This is a genomic window from Megasphaera jansseni (assembly GCF_047974155.1).
In the GTDB taxonomy this organism is placed as follows: domain Bacteria; phylum Bacillota; class Negativicutes; order Veillonellales; family Megasphaeraceae; genus Megasphaera.
Genome location: NZ_JBHYRR010000013.1, coordinates 56680 through 75339, shown reverse-complemented (window position 1 = coordinate 75339; position 18660 = coordinate 56680). Strand labels below are relative to the sequence as shown.

General features: G+C 54.2%; 14 protein-coding genes and 1 other annotated feature. Of the genes, 4 read left to right on the top strand and 10 right to left on the bottom strand.

Features of this window, described 5'->3' with window-relative positions; all coding sequences use genetic code 11:
- The first annotated feature begins 115 nt into the window (after window positions 1-115).
- Together ACE418_RS06665 and ACE418_RS06660 are read left to right on the top strand one after the other, a co-directional pair.
- Window positions 116-793 (top strand): DUF554 domain-containing protein, encoded by a 678-nt coding sequence (locus ACE418_RS06665; RefSeq protein ID WP_416449882.1) that lies wholly within the window; start codon window positions 116-118, stop codon window positions 791-793.
- Between the two features lie 11 nt (window positions 794-804).
- On the top strand, window positions 805-1380 hold the full coding sequence (locus tag ACE418_RS06660; RefSeq protein ID WP_416449881.1) for a uracil-DNA glycosylase family protein: 576 nt from the start codon (window positions 805-807) through the stop codon (window positions 1378-1380).
- A 12-nt stretch (window positions 1381-1392) separates the two neighbouring features.
- Here the strand turns inward: ACE418_RS06660 and ACE418_RS06655 are convergent, their stop codons facing one another.
- Genes ACE418_RS06655 through ACE418_RS06635 form a run of 5 tightly spaced genes read right to left on the bottom strand, consistent with a single transcriptional unit; the run spans window position 1393 to window position 7061 of the window.
- A complete protein-coding gene (locus ACE418_RS06655; RefSeq protein WP_416449880.1) occupies window positions 1393-2040 on the bottom strand; it encodes a TetR/AcrR family transcriptional regulator in 648 nt (215 codons plus the stop codon).
- A gap of 14 nt (window positions 2041-2054) precedes the next feature.
- Entirely contained in the window at window positions 2055-3170 is a 1116-nt protein-coding gene (locus ACE418_RS06650; protein WP_416449879.1) for an ABC transporter permease, read from the bottom strand.
- Complete coding sequence (locus ACE418_RS06645) at window positions 3170-4285, bottom strand: ABC transporter permease (protein ID WP_416449878.1); 1116 nt, start codon at window positions 4283-4285, stop codon at window positions 3170-3172. The genes ACE418_RS06650 and ACE418_RS06645 overlap by 1 nt, the downstream gene beginning before the upstream one ends.
- Entirely contained in the window at window positions 4282-6048 is a 1767-nt protein-coding gene (locus tag ACE418_RS06640) for an ATP-binding cassette domain-containing protein (RefSeq protein WP_416449877.1), read from the bottom strand. The genes ACE418_RS06645 and ACE418_RS06640 overlap by 4 nt, the downstream gene beginning before the upstream one ends.
- 20 nt (window positions 6049-6068) lie before the next feature.
- Complete coding sequence (locus ACE418_RS06635) at window positions 6069-7061, bottom strand: HlyD family efflux transporter periplasmic adaptor subunit (RefSeq protein WP_416449876.1); 993 nt, start codon at window positions 7059-7061, stop codon at window positions 6069-6071.
- Window positions 7062-7250: 189 nt separating this feature from the next.
- Window positions 7251-7500, top strand: a binding site (T-box leader).
- 88 nt (window positions 7501-7588) lie between these two features.
- Here ACE418_RS06635 and ACE418_RS06630 point away from each other — a divergent pair.
- Both ACE418_RS06630 and ACE418_RS06625 read left to right on the top strand, forming a co-directional pair.
- Entirely contained in the window at window positions 7589-8584 is a 996-nt protein-coding gene (locus tag ACE418_RS06630) for a bile acid:sodium symporter family protein (protein ID WP_416449875.1), read from the top strand.
- Between the two features lie 71 nt (window positions 8585-8655).
- Window positions 8656-9873 carry a GGDEF domain-containing protein gene (locus ACE418_RS06625; RefSeq protein WP_416449874.1) on the top strand — a complete coding sequence of 406 codons (1218 nt, stop codon included), beginning with the start codon at window positions 8656-8658 and terminating at the stop codon, window positions 9871-9873.
- 99 nt (window positions 9874-9972) lie between these two features.
- Here ACE418_RS06625 and ACE418_RS06620 read toward each other — a convergent pair whose 3' ends face one another.
- The 5 genes from ACE418_RS06620 to gltB form a co-directional block, all read right to left on the bottom strand.
- Window positions 9973-10599, bottom strand: a complete 627-nt coding sequence (locus ACE418_RS06620) for a hypothetical protein (RefSeq protein ID WP_416449873.1) — start codon at window positions 10597-10599, stop codon at window positions 9973-9975.
- 23 nt (window positions 10600-10622) lie between these two features.
- Window positions 10623-11510: a radical SAM protein gene (locus ACE418_RS06615; protein WP_416449872.1), complete on the bottom strand. Its 888-nt coding sequence runs from the start codon at window positions 11508-11510 to the stop codon at window positions 10623-10625.
- A 72-nt stretch (window positions 11511-11582) separates the two neighbouring features.
- The gene (locus ACE418_RS06610; protein WP_416449871.1) at window positions 11583-12482 is read right to left on the bottom strand and encodes a DMT family transporter; all 900 of its coding nucleotides are present in this window, start codon (window positions 12480-12482) and stop codon (window positions 11583-11585) included.
- Between the two features lie 170 nt (window positions 12483-12652).
- Window positions 12653-13714, bottom strand: coding sequence for a hypothetical protein (locus ACE418_RS06605; protein WP_416449870.1), 1062 nt, complete (start codon window positions 13712-13714; stop codon window positions 12653-12655).
- Between the two features lie 354 nt (window positions 13715-14068).
- A complete protein-coding gene (gene gltB / locus ACE418_RS06600) occupies window positions 14069-18631 on the bottom strand; it encodes a glutamate synthase large subunit (RefSeq protein WP_416449869.1) in 4563 nt (1520 codons plus the stop codon).
- Window positions 18632-18660: the final 29 nt, after the last annotated feature.

Here is an 18660-nt window from a genome sequence, read left to right as displayed (position 1 = left end):
CCCATACGACAAACGATGAACGACCTACGATCAACGTAAAAAGAGGCTGTCTTAATGCGACAGCCTCTTTTTTCTGCTATAATAGACACAAATTTACTTATCAGGAGGAAATTACATGTTCGCTGTTATCGTCAATGCCGTGACGTCTTCTTTAGGAGCGCTGCTGGGATTTTTTTTGAAGCGCGGCATACCTGAGCGCTTTACCAAGGCCATTTTTGGCGTCATTTCACTGTGCGTGGCCATCATGGGGATACAAGGGGCGGTCCAAAGTCAGAACCTGCTCCTGGTGCTGGCCAGTATGATCATCGGGACCCTCGTGGGGACGCTCATCGGCATCGAAGACGGCATGAACCGCTTCGGGGAATTCCTCAAGAAGCGCATGGGCCAGGGCGACGATTCGCGGTTCGTCCGGGGCTTCGTCACCTTATCCATCATGCAGGTCATCGGCGCCATGGCTATCCTCGGGCCTATCCAGGCGGCGCTGGGGAATAATGACCTCTTGTATTTTAAGAGTGCCCTCGACTTTACGTCGTCCTTTATTTTTGGGACCCTTTATGGCTTAGGCGTCGTTCCCGTCGGCATCGTCCTCTTCATCTATCAGGGCTTTTTCTATCTGCTGGCGACCTTCATCATGCCGCTCATGACACCCGACGTCATCCGGGAACTCAATGCCGTCGGCAGCGTTATGATCCTGGGCATTGCCCTCAACATGTTCCAGCTGACGAAACTGAAAGTAGCCGACTTCCTGCCGGCCCTGTTCATTCCTATTATTTATTATCATTTATTGGTATGAGAGTGTGTACTATGGATTTGCAAACAATTATCGAAAAACTGAAAGCAGATGAACGGAACGCGGTTTATACCCAGCGGGGCATCGGGCCTATTTTTCAGATTCACGAGGCTGCGAAAATCCTGATTATCGGACAGGCTCCGGGCAAAAAGGTCGAAGAATCGGGCATTCCCTTCCATGATAAGTCCGGTGAAAAACTAATGGCCTGGATGGGTATTGACAGTCAGATTTTTTATTCGCCGGCCATCTCCATCATGCCTATGGATTTCTACTATCCCGGCAAAGCGAAAACGGGCGACAAACCGCCGAGACGGTTCATCGCTCAGGAATATCATGGTGAAATTTTAAAACTTATGCCGGACCTGGCACTGACCCTCCTCGTCGGCAAGTACGCCATCGACTACTATTTGAAAGGCCGGACGGGCCGCAATCTGACGGAAACGGTGCAGAATTACCAGGCCTATTTGCCGGATTATTTCCCCATCGTCCATCCCAGTCCGCTCAACTTCCGCTGGCAGGCCAAGAATCCCTGGTTCGAAGCCGACGTCGTGCCGGAACTTCAGGCCCGGGTCCGGTCTGTCCTCAAGTAGCCCGGACAGGCGTCACGCTTTGGGAAGCGTCAGGGCATCGAGGATTTTGAAAAAGTTTTCCTTTAAGTGCTGGATGAATTCTTCTTTCGGATAATGCACGGGAAGGGCGTCGATGACCGGACTGTTCTGGGCTAGGAAAGCCAATGTAAACGGCGCGATGAGGCTGATGTAGGCGCTGTAAAATCCGATATCGGCTGTGTCATAGCCTAAGGCCTGCTGCAGGATGACTGAAGAAATGTAGAATTTAGGCAGGCCCTTTTGGGAAATGATTTTCTGGATATACGGTGACGGGTGCAGGAGCTCCTGGATCCAGACGCGGACATGCCAATCGTTGCGGCGAAAGGCATCTTCTATAAAATAATCGACGAAACGTTCTAATTTCTGGCGCGGCGAGCCTTCTTGCTGCGCCAGTTTTTTGAGTACGTCTACATTGACCAGGTAGTCCTGGACTTCTTCGAGGACGGCCATGTACAGGCCGTCGCGGCTGCCGAAATGATAATTGACGGCGGCCATGTTGACACCGGCTTTTTGGCAAATTTCCTTGCTTGTCGTACCGTCATAACCGTGTTGGGCAAAGAGCGGACCTGCAGCTTCGATGATACGTGCTTTTGTTTCCCGGCCGTCTTCGCGGCTCGACGTCACAGGCGCTTTGTGAGGCATAGCAATCCCTCTTTCTATGATAATTTATGGCGAAACAGCCAGGCAGCCAGGGGCAGCGTGACGGCAGCGACGACCAGCATGGGCAGATAGGTATAGGCAATCGCAGAGACACCGGCGCCTTCCAGGTAGATGCGGCGTATGGCTTCGATGGCAAAGCGCATAGGGTTGATATAAGTCACATATTGCAGAACCTGCGGCATGTTGCGGACCGGTGTCGCCAGTCCCGACAGGAGCATCATGGGCATGAGGAATAAGAAACAGTATACCATGACTTGCTGCATGTTTTTAGCTATGGCTGAAATCGACAGGCCCAGGCCGACACAACTCACGAGAAAAATGAATATCGTAAGGTATAGGGCGGCCAGAGAACCAACTATTTGTATTTTAAACCAAAACACGGCGATGCACAACATGAGCGTCGCCTGGACGAAGCCGATGAGGATGGGCGGTACGGCTTTGCCGATGAGGATTTCCGGCGGCGTCAGCGGTGTGACCAGCAGCTGGTCGAAGGTGCCGTTTTCCCGTTCCCTGGCGACAGAGAGCCCGGCCAGGATGAGGACCTGCGTCAAAGCCAGCATGGGGATAAGCGATGGCAGGAACATACGGCGTGTAATATTGTTGGGGTTATACCAGATGCGTGAACGGATGTCGATGAGCGGCTGATGACCGCTGCGCTGGACATTCATGGCGGAGACGATGGAAGCGACGTAACCAGCCGCCAGGCCGGCCGTCATGGGATTGCGCCCATCGGTGATCGTCTGGATTGGAGCTTCCTGGCCGCTGTTCAGGCGGCGGGCAAAGTCTGACGGAACGGTAATGACGATCATGGCTTCTCCACTGTCGATGGCCTGGGCAATCTGCTGCGTCGACGACAAGGTCTGGACGCGCTGAAAAATGCCGGTCCCATCGAGATGGGCGATGAAGTCCGCCGATTCGCGGCTGTGGTCTTCGTCGACGAGCGCATATGGGACGTTGTCGAGATTATACGTCGCCGTATACCCGAAGAGGAATCCCTGGACGAGGACGGGGATGACCAGGATGACACGGCTCTTCGGGTCTTTCAAGGTCGTCAGCAGTTCTTTGACGATGAGCCTATAGATTTTATAAAAAGTTGATCGGAAGGTATCCATCAGGCAACCCCCTTTTTCGTGACGCGCAGGGACAGGAAAACGAAGAATGCGGCATAAGCGCCGAGAATGGCACAGTCCTTGACGACCATGGTCCCCGTCGTGCCGGCCAGGAATAAGGATTTCATCAATTCCATGTAATACGTCGCCGGCAGGACGTGGCCGATGACGGCAATGGCTGTCGGCACGCTGCGCAGGTCAAAGAGGAAGCCGCTGAGCATGACCGTAGGGAGCAGGCTGACGACCAGAGCCATCTGGCAGGCCAGGAACTGGTTCTTGGTCAGCGATGAAATAGTGAGGCCCATGCCGATGGCGACGAAGATGTATTCGACCGATGCCAGGAGGATAATGGCCAGGGAACCGTGCATGGGTACGCCATAGCCGTAATAAGCGGCGAGGAGGCAGAGGATGAGGCCGGCCAGGGCGATGCAGAAGTAGGGAATCATTTTGGCTGTGATGATTTCCAAGGGGCGGACCGGCGTGACGAACAAGGCTTCCAGTGTGCCTCGTTCCCATTCGCGGGCCATGACCAGGGAGGTCAGGAAGACGCCGACCAGGGTCATGACGATGACGATGAGACCCGGGACGAACATCCATGAGCTCGTGTTGGCATCGTTGAACCATTGCCGCGATACGACGCTGATCGTACCAGGCCGGGACACGGCACCATGGCTCTTGGCCCAAGTGGCCTGCCAGGCCTGGAAGCCGCTAGAAATGTAAGTATTGGCCGCATTGGCCGTCGTCGCATCGACGCCGTATAAGAGAACCTGGACAGTGGCGTGGCCCTGTTCCAGGCGGTCCGTGAAATCCGGCGGGATGACGATGATGGCATCGGCCTGGCGCGCATCCATCAGGGCTGCGGCTTCACTCATGGAAGATACGTAGTGTGGTGAGAAATAAGGGGAGCCGTCGAGAAAGTGAAGGGCGCTGCGGGCCGTCGGCGAACTGTCTTCCAGGGCGACAGCGACGGGCAGGTCTTTCACATCGAGCGATAAGCCGGACCCCATGAGGATGATGAGCATGAGGGGGATGACGATGCCGATGAGAAAGCTGCTGGGATCGCGGAGCATCTGGCAAAACTCTTTATGGCATAAGGCCAAAAAACGGTGCAGGTTCATGATGATACCTCCTGACGATGGCGGCCGGACTCGACGATATGGATGAAGGCGTCATTCATGGTCGGGCTGTTACCGCCTTGTTCCCGGATAGCGGAAGGCGTGCCGATAGCGATGAGCTGGCCCCGGTCCTGTATCATGATGCGGTCGCAGTATTCGGCTTCCTCCATGAAATGCGTCGTGACGATGATCGTCGTCCCTTTTTCCGACAGGTCCGTGATCTGCCGCCAGAAGAGACGACGGGCCAGTGGATCGATGCCGCTCGTCGGTTCGTCGAGAAAGAGGATAGGCGGTTCATGGAGCAGGGCCGTGGCCATGGACAGGCGCTGTTTGTAGCCGCCAGGCAGGTTGCCAGCCGGCATATGGCGGAAGCCGGATAAATCGAATTCTTCGATGACCGCTTCGATGCGCTGGTCCAGCCGGTGGCCGTACAGGCCGTAGGCACTGCCGAAGAAGCGGAGGTTCTCTTCAACAGACAGCGTCGTATAGAGGGAGAATTTTTGTGCCACATAACCGATATGGGCCCTGGCCTGGGCACGGGCTGTCCGCAGATTGACGCCGGCTACGGAAATCTGGCCGGACGATACGGGAAGCAGGCCGCAGAGCATGCGGAACGTCGTCGATTTCCCAGCTCCGTTCGGGCCGAGGAGCCCGAAGATTTCCCCTTCGTAAACGCTGAACGATGTATGATTGACGGCGATGAAATCGCCGAAGCGGCGGACGATATCCCTGACTTCGATGATTTTGCGGCCTGTACCGGTCTTCTTGGCAGCCGTTACGTCAGGGCGGCGGTACTGGGAAGGTACGGGCGGTTCCTGCTGGCGCAGGAGGCCCATGAAACTGTCTTCCAGTCTGGCCGGGACGGCCGTTACAGCCAGACCGGACAGGGAGAGGTCTTCCAGGCGGGCCTTCGGCGTCAGGCTGAAACGGACGGCACCGCCTTCGGGAACGGCATCGGCTACGGCTTCCGTTTCATCGATGAGGGCAGCCTGTATGAGCCGCGGCGGGACGCCTTCTGGCGGCTCGACGATATAACAGCGGTCCTGGGAATACTGGCAGAGCGCGTCCGGTGCGCCCTGGGCCAGGATATGGCCTTTATGCAGGATGTAGACGTCATGGCAGTGTTCAGCTTCTTCCAGGTACGCCGTCGCGACCAGGACGGTCAGGGCCCCCGACGCCGACAGGGTGTCGAGGATTTGCCACAGTTCCCGCCGCGATAAGGGGTCGACGCCGACGGTCGGTTCATCAAGGAGCAGCAGGGGCGGCATGGAAACGAGGGTGCAGGCCAGGCCCAGTTTCTGCTTCATACCGCCAGAGAGCTTGCCGGCCAGGCGCTGTGTGAACGGGCTCAGTCCGGTCAGGTCCAGCAGTTTTTGGAAGCGGTCCTGGCGCACGGCTTGGGGAACGGCATGGAGATTGGCATAGAGGTCCAGGTTTTCCTGTACGGACAGGTCTTCATAGAGACCGAATTTCTGGGGCATATAACCGATGTGGTCCTGGACGGCCTGAGGATGGCTGGCCACGTCGGTACCCAGGACTGACAGGGTACCGGCATCGCTTTTTAACAGGCCACAGACGAGGCGCATGAACGTTGTCTTGCCAGCTCCGTCAGGCCCGATGATGGCCGTCAGGCTCCCCGTGCGGACCGTCAGTGACACCGCTGCTAAGGCTGTGATCGGGCTGGTCTGTCCGGGCCGGGTGAATTGCTTTACGATTCCCTGAGCTTCAATGGCCAGGGCCGCCTGCGATGACGAGCAGTTTGTCATGGCTATCCTTCCTTTCTGCCTCAGAAGGTGACCGTTGCCGGCATGCCCAGGCGCAGGACATTGCCGGGGTCGGTGACGTAAATCCGGACTTCATAGACCAGCGACGTCCGCAGGTCATCCGTTTCTACCGATTTCGGCGTAAATTCTGCCGTATCGGAAATGTAGCCGACCTGGCCCGTCAAGGGGGTGTCGACGCTGTCGATGGTGACCGTTGCGGCCTGGCCTTCGTGGATTTTCCCCAGCTTATCTTCGGAAATATAGGCACGGATCCATTTGGTCGTATCCAGGCTGAGCGTGTAGACCGGCGTCGACGGCGAGGCCATGTCACCCGGTTCGACGAGGCGCGATCGGATGACGCCATCCTGCGGGGCGACGAGGGTAGCCTGGCTCAGATTGTATTGGGCGGTCTGCAGTTCATTGCGCAGGGACTGGAGCTGCGCCTGGGCCGCGTCGATGTCTTCCTGGCGATAGCCATTATTGGCCAGGTCATGAGCCGATTGGGCATGGGCCAGGGTAGCCGCGGTCGACTTGGCCTTGGCTTCGGCTGCGTCCAGCGTCTGCTTGCTGATGGCATCACCGGCATAGAGTGTGCTCATGCGTTGATAATCGGCGGCCGCATTGTCGGCTTCTGCCTGGGCCGACTGGACGGAAGCGGCGGCTTCGGCGATTTCTTCAGGACGCGAGCCGTTGTTCATCTTGGCGACGACGGCTTCCTGCTGGGCGATTTGCGCCTGGCAGCGGGCAATCGTCAATTCCAGGGGCGTCGTATTGAGCGTAGCCAGGACCTGTCCTTTGTGGACGCGGTCGCCTTCTTCGACATTCATGGCGGCGATGCGTTCGCTGGCATTGAACGTAAGCGAAACCTGACGGACATCGACATTGCCGTGGAGCGTAAGCGGTGCTGCCTTGGGCTGGTGCCAGTAAAACCAGGATCCGGCGGCAGCGGCCAGGAGAATGATAAAGATGAAGAGCTGTTTCTTATGAGCTTGCAGGGAAGCAGGTATCATGGTCATTCCTTCTTTCTTGGGACGGAGAGCTATACTTTCTCTTCTTATTATATATAATTCAAATTTAAATTTCAATTATAAAATGCAGAAAAATAGCGGCAAAATATATAAAAATTTGCTGGTAAAACGTACAACTGACTTAAAATATTGTTGACTTTGCCGAGCAGACACGGTATAATAGGCCTCAACAAATACAAAACAGTGTTGAATGGAAAGAGTAATGTTTGGGAAACCATGACAGAGACCTGCTGGTGGCTGAGAGGCAGGATGGAATCCCGGCATGAAGTCGTCCAGGAGCTGCTGCCCGAACGCATGTTGTTAGTAGACGCAGCCGGCAGGCAACCGTTACCTTGCCAGGCATTACATGGGCTGGCCCGGAGATGCTGGAAGAGTGGTCATTACGACAATGAGAGTGGTACCGCAGAGTGAATACTTTGTCTCTTTTTTTAGAGGCAAAGTTTTTTTTTGCTCCATCAAAACCGTTTGCGTATTTGTATTTGTCTGGTCTGATTTTGGAAAGGATGTGCGTGACTATGATGGATTTCATTGGAAAGTTGAGCGGTTTTGTTGGTAAGAATTTGACGTATATCGTCTTTCTCGTCGTCATCTGGGCTTATTTCATGCCCAATGCCTTTCTCTGGGCAGTTCCCCATACGGTCCTCTTATTAGGCGTCATCATGTTTGGCATGGGCATGACGCTTCATGCCCGGGACTTTAAACTGATTGTCCAGCGGCCGAAGGAAGTCCTCATCGGCTGCACGGCTCACTATACGATTATGCCCCTCTTGGCCTATGCCCTGGTCCTGGCTTTTGAAATGCCGCCGGAAATCGCTGTCGGCATGATTCTCCTTGGTTCCTGTCCCAGCGGGACGGCGTCGAATGTCATGGGCTTCCTGGCCAAGGCCGATGTACCCCTGTCCGTTTCCATTACGACGTGTTCGACTTTGCTGGCGCCGATTATGATGCCTTTCATCGTCTGGGGCCTGGCCGGTCAGTGGGTCGAAGTTTCCTTTATAGCCATGGCCATGACGGTCATGAAAGTCATCCTGGTTCCCTTGGTACTCGGGTTGTTGACGCACCGCCTGATGGGAGAAAAGCATATTGCCTCCCTGTCGAAGGTCCTGGTCCTCGTTTCGGCTTTCGGTGTCCTGGTTATCGTCGGCGGTGTCATTGCCATCAATGGAGCTAAGATTCTGGATATGGGTATCTTCATCATCCTCATGGTCCTCCTGCACAATCTTGGCGGTTTCCTCATCGGTTATTTCGTTACGGGAAAGCTGGGCTTAGGCAAGAAACAGCAGCACTCGGTTACGTTGGAAGTCGGCATGCAGAACGATGCTCTGGCTATCTCGCTGGTATCGGTCTTCTTTGCCCCGGCTGTCGCTATTCCGGCCGCTGTCGGAGCAGCTATCCATCAGGTAACGGGTTCTATCCTGGCCGGTATCTTTGCCCGCCACATGGATGCCCATGAAGCTGAGGAAAAGGCTAATGCCGAAGCACTCATGGAAGCCGTACCGGGAAATCATTAAGTTCACCGCGTAAAACTTGAAAGTCCCCCTTTGTTTTGTTACTATTAAATATACAAATGGGGGCTTTTTTCATGAAATTTGTTATATATTTACGAAAACATATCTATCGAATGTTACAGGGGCCATTTGGTACTTTACAGGATATTCAGACTATTTTAGCAGATCCGGAATTCAGTAAACGGAAAATACGGGACAATCTCTATGCCTGTAGCTTTATTTCCTGTCTCCTCTGTCTCATCGCCCTGACCGGGGGAATCGGTACGTATGCACCCAACGCCTCCGGCGCTGTTTTGCCGGCAATCAGTGCGACGCTGGTCTACCTTATCCTTTTCGCTGTCAATGTCATCTTTTTGGCCGGATTTTATCAGTGCCTGCACGGGGCGGTCCGCGATAAAAAAATATTGGAAAGCCTGGCCTATATCTTTTTATTCATCAATTCATCCCTGGCTTGTCTCACTTTTTTCACGACCCAGGATGGGAGCAGCTTCTTCTTTGAATACCTGCTCATCCTAATCCTGGTCTATTTACTGCCTGTTTACGATAACCTCAAGGTCTTGTTCCCTATCATTGCCGTCAATCTGGTCACGACCTTTGCCGTCATCGCGATAACGGGTCATCAGATTGCCTGGCAGGATCAATACGATATCGTCCTCTTTTATTTGGTCTGTCTGGTCATCATCTTTTCAAGGCGCCATCTGGCCCTGTCTTTTGCGCAGATACGGATGAATCTCCGTTCCAGGAATGAAGAGTTTTACCAGCGGAGCCGGACCGATGAGCTGACAGGGCTGCTGAACCGCGAAGCTCTGCGGGAAGACTTTGAACAGTATTTGGGAAAGACCCTCTGCGTCATGATTTGCGATATTGATCAGTTCAAGTTTTTCAATGATACCTATGGCCATGTACTCGGTGATGATATCCTGTCCGGTATCAGCGGGCTTTTGCGCCATGCCTTTCACCCCGATTGGGTATACCGCTATGGCGGTGATGAATTCCTGATCCTGTCGTTCCGGAAACAGCCCTCGTTCCAGGACGATGTAGAGCGGTTTCAGCAAGACTTGAAGAAACTGCCTTTTCATGATTTGACCCGCCAGCCGACGATGAGCGGCGGTTATACCTGGGGCTTCTGTCAGGGCGCCGTTGACTTGCGGAAGATGTTCGCCTTAGCCGACCACATCCTCTATCAGGCCAAAGCCGCCGGCCGCGACCGCGTCCACTGCGAACCCTTCGATAGCCAAAAAGCAGAAGCCAGCCTGCACGAAATCGAGAATATGATGGATAAAAGTTCATGAAAAAGAGGCTGTCGCACGTGCGACAGCCTCTTTTTTACGAGCCACGAGCCCCTAGCCCCTAACCCCTAACCCCTAGCCCCTAGCCCCTAACCCCTAACCTCAAATGGCCTGCGGGAAGGTGTTGGTCAGGATTTTGGCACCGCCTTCGGTGGTTTTGGTCTGCAAGGAAGTCCCGCCGGTTGCGACGTCTTCGATGTCCGTCGGGATGCGTTTATAGGGCAGTTTCTTCATGATGCGGTCCATGGATTCCGTCAGGATTTCGTTGGGATCGTTCAGGATAGATGCCGATTCGACTTCACGGCCTTTATCGCTGTAGCTCTTGAGGGTATCGGTCCGCTTATCGTAGGCGTATACCGTCAGGTGATAGAGACATTCCGTGATGATTTCATCGTCATCGTAACGCCAGAATCCGGCCATGTGCTGCCGCCAGTACCAGGTCTGGACGACGGGGACCAGGACGACATCGGCTTTATACTGCGCTGAAAGGGCGCGCAAAGTATCGATGTTGACATCTGACGGAGCCAGGGCTGTATCCGTTTCGATGCGGTCCCAGTAGGGGATGCGGAAGGGCTGTTTCAGCCGATTTTTCATAAAACGGGCAGCGTAGCTGTCCTGTGTCGTATCGGCGATGACGACCGTGCGCATGTTATCGAAACGCGGGCCGTCGGCAAAGACCGTTGTAATCGACAGGATGCAGAAGAAGAGCAAAAGGCAGAGTTTTTTCATGAACAACACCTCCAGCAAAAAAATCAGAAATTGCCGTTATCGTTTAAGAGCGGCAGCGTATCGTCGACTTGCGGGATGTAGCGTTCCAAAGCGGCCAGCATCTTTTCCTTGTCCATCGGCAGGGTGCCGCCGACAGGCAGGAGATTGGAAACGTGGTTGCTGCGGAAGATGCAGGGCTTGGTCATTTCCGTATGGCGCAGGATCATGTCCAGTTCCTGGAGAAAGCCACGGGCCGTCAAGGGCGTGAACGTCCCTTTGACGACATCTTCATAGAGCGGGACTTCGCGGGGGATGATGAGCGACAAGGCGCTGAGCATAGTCGGATTGATGGCTGATACGACCTGGGCCGTATGCAGGGCATGTTCCTTTGTCCGTTCCTGGCCGCCCAGGCCGAGGAGAATCATCGTCGATAGCTTCATACCCGCTGCCAGAGCTTTTTTCCCGGCTTCGATGGTCAAAGCTGCCGTCGTCCCTTTATCGACGAACTTCAAGACTTCGTCGTCGCCGCTTTCGATGCCCATGTATACGATGGCCAGGCCGGCTTCGCGGAGGCGTTTCAACTCTTCCGGCGTCTTGCGGATCAGGTCGGCCGGCGTCGCATAAGCACCGATACGGTTCAGATGGGGGAATTTTTCATAGCATTTCTTCATAATAGCGACGAGTTTATCCGTCGGCAGGACCAGGGCATCGCCATCGGCCAGAAAAATACGGCGGATGAAAGGCATGGCATAAGCTCCACGTTCGATGATCCCTTCGATTTCTTCCATGGGACGGATGCGGAATTTAGACGCTTTGTACATATCGCAGAAACGGCAGGTATTGTGGGAACAGCCGATAGTGACGCGCAGGATGAAGCTGCGGGCTTCACTGGGCGGGCGGAAGACGAGGCCGCCGGCATCATCAATGATCATAGTAACACACCTTTCTTAAAAGATGAAAAAAACATTAGTCATTCATCTCTTATTATACACGAAAAGTACGTATTACGAAACAGCTGGTTTCTTTTGCAGGATGATGATGAAGACCGTAGCGATGATGCAGGCATAACCGGCCAATTCGACGGCGTGGAAAGTCGTGCCCAGGGCGATGGCCGATGTCACCGAAGCGACGACCGGTTCCAGTGTCCCCAGGAGGGTCGCCTTCATCGGCCCGATTTCGCTGATGCCGGTGACGAAGGCTGTAAAGGACAAGGCCGTGCCGATGATGATAATGAAAGCTACGGCCAGCCAGCCCATCAAATCCAGCGCGGGCCATATCGTCCAGACCTGCAGGAACAGGCTGAGAAAAACGCCGCCGATAATCATGCCCAGACCGTTGGCGACGGCGGCTCCCCAGTTGGCAGCCAGCCCCTGGGACAGGACGGGATAGGTGACACAGGCGATGGCGCCGACGAGGCCCCAGGTCAGGCCTAATGGGGAAATGACCATCGTCGAAGGATTGCCGTTGGTCGCGGCCAGATAGACGCCGCCAAAAGCCAGGAAGACCGACAGGATTTCCCGCCCCGTCGGCCGCTTATGGAAGCGGACGGCTAGATAGAGCGACATGAGGACGACGCTCAGCGTCTGCAGGACCGTCGCCGTGCCGGCGTTCGAGTTCTTTATGGCCGATAAATACGAGAACTGGCTCAGGATGAGGCCGAACAGGGAAAACAGGACCAAGTGGCGCAAACTGACTGGGTCGTGCAGCATCTGGCGTATCTCAGCCCGCTTCGTCGGCAGTATCATAAGCGTCAGGAACAACCCGGCCAGGCACATGCGTATCGATGCCAGCCAGGATGGCTCCACCGGATAATGCGAGAGCAGGAACTGACTGACGACGCCATTAAAACCCCACGACGTCGCACCGATGACACAAGCCATGATACCATGCTGCGTTTTTGTCATGATAAGACCTCCTTTGCCTGCGGCAATCGTATTATCCTAAGTATACACGAGGTGAGGAAGGGGTGCAAGGGAATACCGCTTTCAAGCGGTATTCCCTGTAGGGGCGCCACGTGGGGCGCCCGCCGTCGAAAAAGGGGCTTGTCATAATGCGACAAGCCCTTTGAAACACATCATATCAATTTATTTTTCTTGGCAATTTCAGCAACTGCTTCGATAGAAAGTTTCATGTACCGGGCAATTTGCTCAAAGGACAATCCATCTTTAATCATTTCGAGCGCTGCTTCCCGCTCTTTCCTTTCAGAGTTTCGTTTTTCTTGTTCAATGCCTCTTTCTATGCCCTTTTCCATGCCCTTTTCCATGCCCTTTTCCATGCCTTTTTCCATGGCTCTTTCATAGAGTCCTTCACCTAAGTTGCACATAGTGGTTACATCCTCCTTCCCTTTAGCCGTCAAATCAATGTCATATTCATCATGTAAGGCTGTCAGCAGGTCTTCTGATTTCATCTTCTTGACAAACAATAAATATAACAGGTGCATCAGCCGGTCTCTTGTCCTGTTATTTCCCAGATATACGAAGACAATACCCATGAGATCATAATTTACCATGGGTTCTTTATAGCGGTGCAGCAGATGCTGTTCTCTTAACTGATACCGATTGATAGCATTTTTCCCATGTGGACTTTCCATGCAAATCCAGATAGAATAAACTTTCTTAATCTTACCATAATCACTACCTGTGAATTCTGTTTCCTTTTGGGAGGAAATAAGTCGGCTGATGTAGTATACAGCCCGTTTCATCAGAGGATAAACTTCGCCTTTCTTGTTCTTAGGCAATAATGATTTCTGGGCTTCTACATTTATAATCAACGTGATTAAGTCATCTGTGCCAGGAGCTTTTGCATGGAACAAGATATCAAAAGTTACACTGCCTTCTGTAATACTGTTATCCTCGTTCTGCATCCCATGGATATTCGGATTATCCTGCTTTTCTAAATAGTGACGCACAGCATTTGTTTTATCTTTATATACCGGTACTACGCTCACCAATGGGTTACCTTCTATGTATCGGTCAGCGATATCATTGAGGCTGGCCGATGCAAATTCTGGTATAGTCCGTTTTAAGATATAAGCCAGGATTTTCTTTTCTGACAATACACCTTTCGCCGCTTTATCATATCTTAGTCTATCATTTCCTACTAACGCATCATCGACTGCCTTATCAAATTGACTCATCGGTCCCACCTCCTTTATTCTCATTGTAGCAAAATATACTCACTTTGTACAATGAGAACAAGGGGTCAGGCGGCCGATGCCAACCTTTTCAGAAGAACCTCTCAGACCGCCGTTGGCGGTCAGTTCCCCTAGTATGGAAGGCTTTTGCACTCCTGCACTTTATCACGAACAACTTAAAAGGGAATGTCCCACGAAGTTTTTTGCCATCATGCGAGGCCTCTTTCTCTTTAATGTTTGAGGTTTGATGTAGGATGTTTGAAACGATGGCTTTAAATTTAAAACCCTCCGCTAACCCCTAGCCACTGGCTGCTAACCACTAAAAAGGCGCTGTCGCATCGCGACAGCGCCTTTTTTTTATTTCTTCCCGTTCTTTCCGTGTTTCTTTTCAAAAGCAATCATGTGTGCTTCCTGGTCGGTGTGGCCTTCGGCTTCAGCCTGGGCGATGAGGGCGACCATTTCTTCATAGGCTTCGGGGATGACTTTGGTCAGATGGGTGACGGTGTCGTCCCAGTTTTCTAAGAGAATGTGCCCTAAGTTGCTATCCGTGTATTTGACGTGTTTTTCCAACATGCCTTTGACGGTAGCTTTTTCATCGTCGTCGGTGAGCGGTTCCAGTTTGACCAGATCCGTATTGCATTTATTCGGGTCCAGGTCGTAGACGTAGGCGATACCGCCGGACATGCCGGCTGCAAAGTTACGTCCTGTCTGGCCGAGGATGAGGACCCTGCCGCCGGTCATGTATTCGCAGCCGTGATTGCCGACGCCTTCGACGACGGCGGTAATGCCGCTGTTGCGGACACAGAAACGTTCACCGGCGGTGCCGTTGATGTAGGCTTCCCCGCTGGTGGCGCCATAGAAGGCGACGTTGCCGATGATGATGTTATCTTCGGCAGGGAATACCGATTCCCGCGGCGGCGATACGATGATCTTGCCGCCGGACAGGCCTTTACCCAGATAGTCGTTGGCGTCGCCTTCCAGGGTCAATGTCAGGCCATGGGGAATGAAGGCGCCGAAACTCTGTCCGGCCGAGCCGACGAAGGACAAGATGATGGTGTCTTCAGCCAGGCCTTTTTCGCCGTAGCGCTTGGTGATTTCACTGCCCAGGATGGTCCCGGTGACGCGGTCCGTATTCTTGATGCGCAGGCGGGCCCGGATGTGTTTCTGTTCTTCCAGGGCCGGTCGGCACATGCGGACCAGCTTGGACATATCCAGGGTCGTATTGATCTTATGGTTCTGAGGCGTCGTGAAATGCTGGCCTACCGAAGCATCTGTGTACGGACGGTACAAGAGGTTCTTCAGGTTGACGGTCTTGGCTTTCCAGTTGCCGAAGTGATCCCGCTGTTTCAGGCAGTCGTAGCGGCCGACCATTTCGTCGATGGTGTGGAAGCCCAGGCGGGCCATGATTTCCCGCAGGTCCTGTGCGACGAAGCGCATGAAGTTGATGATATATTCCGGTTTGCCCTTGAAGCGTTTGCGCAGTTTTTCATCCTGCGTGCAGACACCGTACGGGCAGGTGTTGAGGTGGCAGACACGCAGCATATGGCAGCCGATAGCCAGGAGTGGTGCCGTGCCGAAACCGAAGACTTCAGCGCCGAACAGGGCGGCGATGGCGACGTCGCGGCCGGTGAGCAGTTTGCCGTCGACTTCCAGGGTGACGCGGTCGCGCAGGCGGTTTAGGAGCAGCGTCTGCTGGACTTCGGACAGGCCGATTTCCCAAGGCAGGCCGGCATGACGAAGGCTCGTGCGCGGCGAAGCCCCGGTCCCGCCGTCATAGCCGCTGATGACGATATCGTCGGCCTTGGCCTTGACGACACCGGCAGCGATGGTGCCGATACCGGCGCCGGACGTCAGCTTGACGCCAATGGTAGCCTTGCGGTTGGCATTCTTGAGGTCGAAGATGAGTTCGGCCAAGTCTTCGATGGAGTAAATATCGTGATGCGGCGGAGGCGAGATGAGGGCGACGCCAGTCGTGGCATGACGGGTCTTGGCGATATCCGGATAGACTTTATTGCCTGGCAGATGGCCGCCTTCGCCCGGTTTAGCCCCCTGGGAGCATTTAATCTGTAATTCATCGGCATGGATGAGGTAATCGCTGGTAACGCCGAAGCGGGCCGAGGCGACCTGTTTGATGCGGTCGTTCGTTTCCGTATCGAAGCGGGCCGAATCTTCGCCGCCTTCGCCGGTATTACTCATGCCGCCCAGTCGGTTCATGGCCGTGGCGACACATTCGTGCGCTTCCTTGCTGAGGGCGCCGTAACTCATGGCACCGGTACGGAAGCGTTTGACGATAGAGTCTACCGGTTCAACTTCTTCGATGGGGATGCTGCTGCCAGCCGGATATTCAAAGTCCAGCAGGTCGCGCAGGCGGAAAATCGTCTGGCGGTTGACGTGTTCGGCGTATTTCTTATACGTAGCGTAGTCGTCGTTCTGGACGGCTTTTTGCAGGAGCTGGACCGTTTCCGGGTCGATGATGTGCGGTTGTCCGCCCTTGTGGTACTGATAGAAGTCGCCCCGTTCCAGTTTGTCACCTGTGCTGTAAGCTTCCTGATGGCGCAGGGCATTTTCCTTGGCGATTTCGGCGATGCCCAAGCCTTCGATGCGGGACGGCGTGTTGCAGAAGTATTTGTCGATCAGGTCCTGTTTGATGCCGACGGCTTCAAAAATCTGTGCGCCATGGTAACTGTGGACTGTCGAGATGCCCATCTTGGACATGACGGCCAGGATACCCTTGACGGCAGCGTCGATGTAGTTCTGTTTGGCCGTTTCGTAATCGATTTTCTGGAGCTTCTTGTTGGCGATGAGTTCCTTGATGGATTCCAGGGCGATATACGGGTTGATAGCCGTAATGCCGTAGCCAATCAGGGTGCAGAAATGATGGACTTCGCGCGGTTCCCCGGATTCCAGGATGAGGCCTACGTCGGAGCGGACGGCCTTGTCGATGAGGTAGTGATGCAGGGCTGCCGAAGCCAGGAGGGCCGGGATGGCGGCCATGCGGGAGTTGACGCCGCGGTCGGACAGGACGAGGATGTTGGCGCCGTTCTTGATGGCCTTCAGTGCATCGATGCAGAGCGATTCGATGGCCGTTTCCATGCCTTCAGCGCCGCTGTTGACCGGATAGAGCATGGACAGCGTAGCCGCCCGCAGTTTCGGTGTCATGAGGGACTTGATGACCGACATCTGTTCATTGGTCAGAATCGGTCCTTTGAGGTATAACGCGGCCGTCGATGCTTCATTCGGTTCCATGATGTTGGCGACATTGCCGGCCATGACGGCTGACGACATGACGGTCTTTTCGCGGACGCCATCGATAGCCGGGTTGGTGACCTGGGCAAAGTTTTCCTTGAAGTAATCATAGAGGAGCTGCGGCTTGTCGTTGAGGACGGCCAGGGGGACGTCGACGCCCATGGAGTCGATGGCGTGCTGTGCATCGCGGGCCATGGGCAGGATGACCTTGTCCATGTCTTCCTGGGTATAGCCAAAGACTTTTTCCTGTTCCTTCAGGTCATACGGGATGATGGCATCGCTGTTGGCGATGTTCTGGCCCGTCATGAGGTCGTCGAGGTTGACGATGTGTTCTTTATACCATTCATTATACGGGTGTTCCGTGGCGATTTCGTGTTTGATTTCATCATCGTCGATGATGCGCTGTTTCTTGGTATCGACGAGGAGCATCTTGCCCGGTTCCAGGCGGCCTTTGTAGAGGACGTCTTCTGGCGGGATGTTGACGACGCCGACTTCGGAGCTGACGATGACCCGGTCGTCGCGGGTGACATAATAACGGGCCGGACGCAGACCATTGCGGTCGAGCATGCCGCCGATGACAGTGCCGTCGCAGAAGCCGATGGCTGCCGGGCCGTCCCAGGGTTCGAGCATGAAGTTGTGATAGCGGTAGAAATCGCGCTTTTCATCGCTCATGAGGGGGTCCCGTTCCCATGGTTCCGGAATCATCATCATCATAGCATGGGGCAGGGAATGGCCGGTCATGTACAGATATTCCAGGCAGTTATCGAACATAGACGAGTCGCTGCCCGTATCATCGACGACAGGGAATACTTTTTCCATATCCGGGAAGAAGTCTGATTTCGACTTGCCTTCACGGGCATTGAGCCAATTGATGTTGCCCTGGATGGTATTGATTTCCCCGTTGTGGACGATGTAGCGGTTCGGATGGGCCCGGGCCCAGCTGGGGAAGGTATTGGTACTGAAACGGGAGTGGATGAGGGCCATGGACGTGACGAAATCCAAGTCCGACAGGTCGAGGAAGAAGTGGCGCAGCTGCATGGAAGTCAGCATGCCTTTATAGACGATGGTCTTCGACGACAGGCTGGCGATGTAGAAGTCCGTACCGTTTTTCTGGCTTTCCGGTACGATGGCTTTTTCTGCCAGCTTGCGGATGATGTATAATTTCCGTTCAAAGTCCATCTGGGTCTTCATGGCCGGGTCTTTGCGGATGAAGACTTGCAGGAAATGGGGACACGTCTGCTTGGCGATGTTGCCGATCAGGCTTTCATCGACAGGGACATCACGCCAGCCGAGAATCGACAGGCCTTCGGAACGGACGATATCTTCAAAGGCTTCCATCTGTTTATGACGGAACGTTTCATAGCGGTGGGCAAAAATCATGCCGACGCCGTATTCGCCTTCATCGGGAAGGGAAAAGCCCAGGACTTCACATTCGCGCTTGAAGAACTGGTGCGGAATCTGGACCAGGATGCCGGCGCCGTCGCCGCTGTTGGCGTCAGCCCCTTCGGCACCGCGGTGACGGAGGTTTTCCAAAATCGTCAGGGCATCGTCGATGATGCCGTACGATTTTTTCCCCTTTATATTGGCAACGATACCGATGCCGCAGGCATCGTGTTCATATGACGGATCATACAAGCCCTGCGGGCTCGGCAGGTCGCGCATTTCTTTATTCATACGGAATCCCCCTTTGGGTATACAAAAAC

Coding starts and splice junctions, on each gene's coding strand:
- gltB (WP_416449869.1), bottom strand. CDS start 18,631: ATGAATAAAGAAATGCGCGACCTGCCGAGCCCGCAGGGCTTGTATGAT.
- ACE418_RS06625 (WP_416449874.1), top strand. CDS start 8,656: ATGAAATTTGTTATATATTTACGAAAACATATCTATCGAATGTTACAG.
- ACE418_RS06620 (WP_416449873.1), bottom strand. CDS start 10,599: ATGAAAAAACTCTGCCTTTTGCTCTTCTTCTGCATCCTGTCGATTACA.
- ACE418_RS06635 (WP_416449876.1), bottom strand. CDS start 7,061: ATGACCATGATACCTGCTTCCCTGCAAGCTCATAAGAAACAGCTCTTC.
- ACE418_RS06655 (WP_416449880.1), bottom strand. CDS start 2,040: ATGCCTCACAAAGCGCCTGTGACGTCGAGCCGCGAAGACGGCCGGGAA.
- ACE418_RS06605 (WP_416449870.1), bottom strand. CDS start 13,714: ATGAGTCAATTTGATAAGGCAGTCGATGATGCGTTAGTAGGAAATGAT.
- ACE418_RS06660 (WP_416449881.1), top strand. CDS start 805: ATGGATTTGCAAACAATTATCGAAAAACTGAAAGCAGATGAACGGAAC.
- ACE418_RS06645 (WP_416449878.1), bottom strand. CDS start 4,285: ATGAACCTGCACCGTTTTTTGGCCTTATGCCATAAAGAGTTTTGCCAG.
- ACE418_RS06650 (WP_416449879.1), bottom strand. CDS start 3,170: ATGGATACCTTCCGATCAACTTTTTATAAAATCTATAGGCTCATCGTC.
- ACE418_RS06630 (WP_416449875.1), top strand. CDS start 7,589: ATGATGGATTTCATTGGAAAGTTGAGCGGTTTTGTTGGTAAGAATTTG.
- ACE418_RS06615 (WP_416449872.1), bottom strand. CDS start 11,510: ATGATCATTGATGATGCCGGCGGCCTCGTCTTCCGCCCGCCCAGTGAA.
- ACE418_RS06640 (WP_416449877.1), bottom strand. CDS start 6,048: ATGACAAACTGCTCGTCATCGCAGGCGGCCCTGGCCATTGAAGCTCAG.
- ACE418_RS06610 (WP_416449871.1), bottom strand. CDS start 12,482: ATGACAAAAACGCAGCATGGTATCATGGCTTGTGTCATCGGTGCGACG.
- ACE418_RS06665 (WP_416449882.1), top strand. CDS start 116: ATGTTCGCTGTTATCGTCAATGCCGTGACGTCTTCTTTAGGAGCGCTG.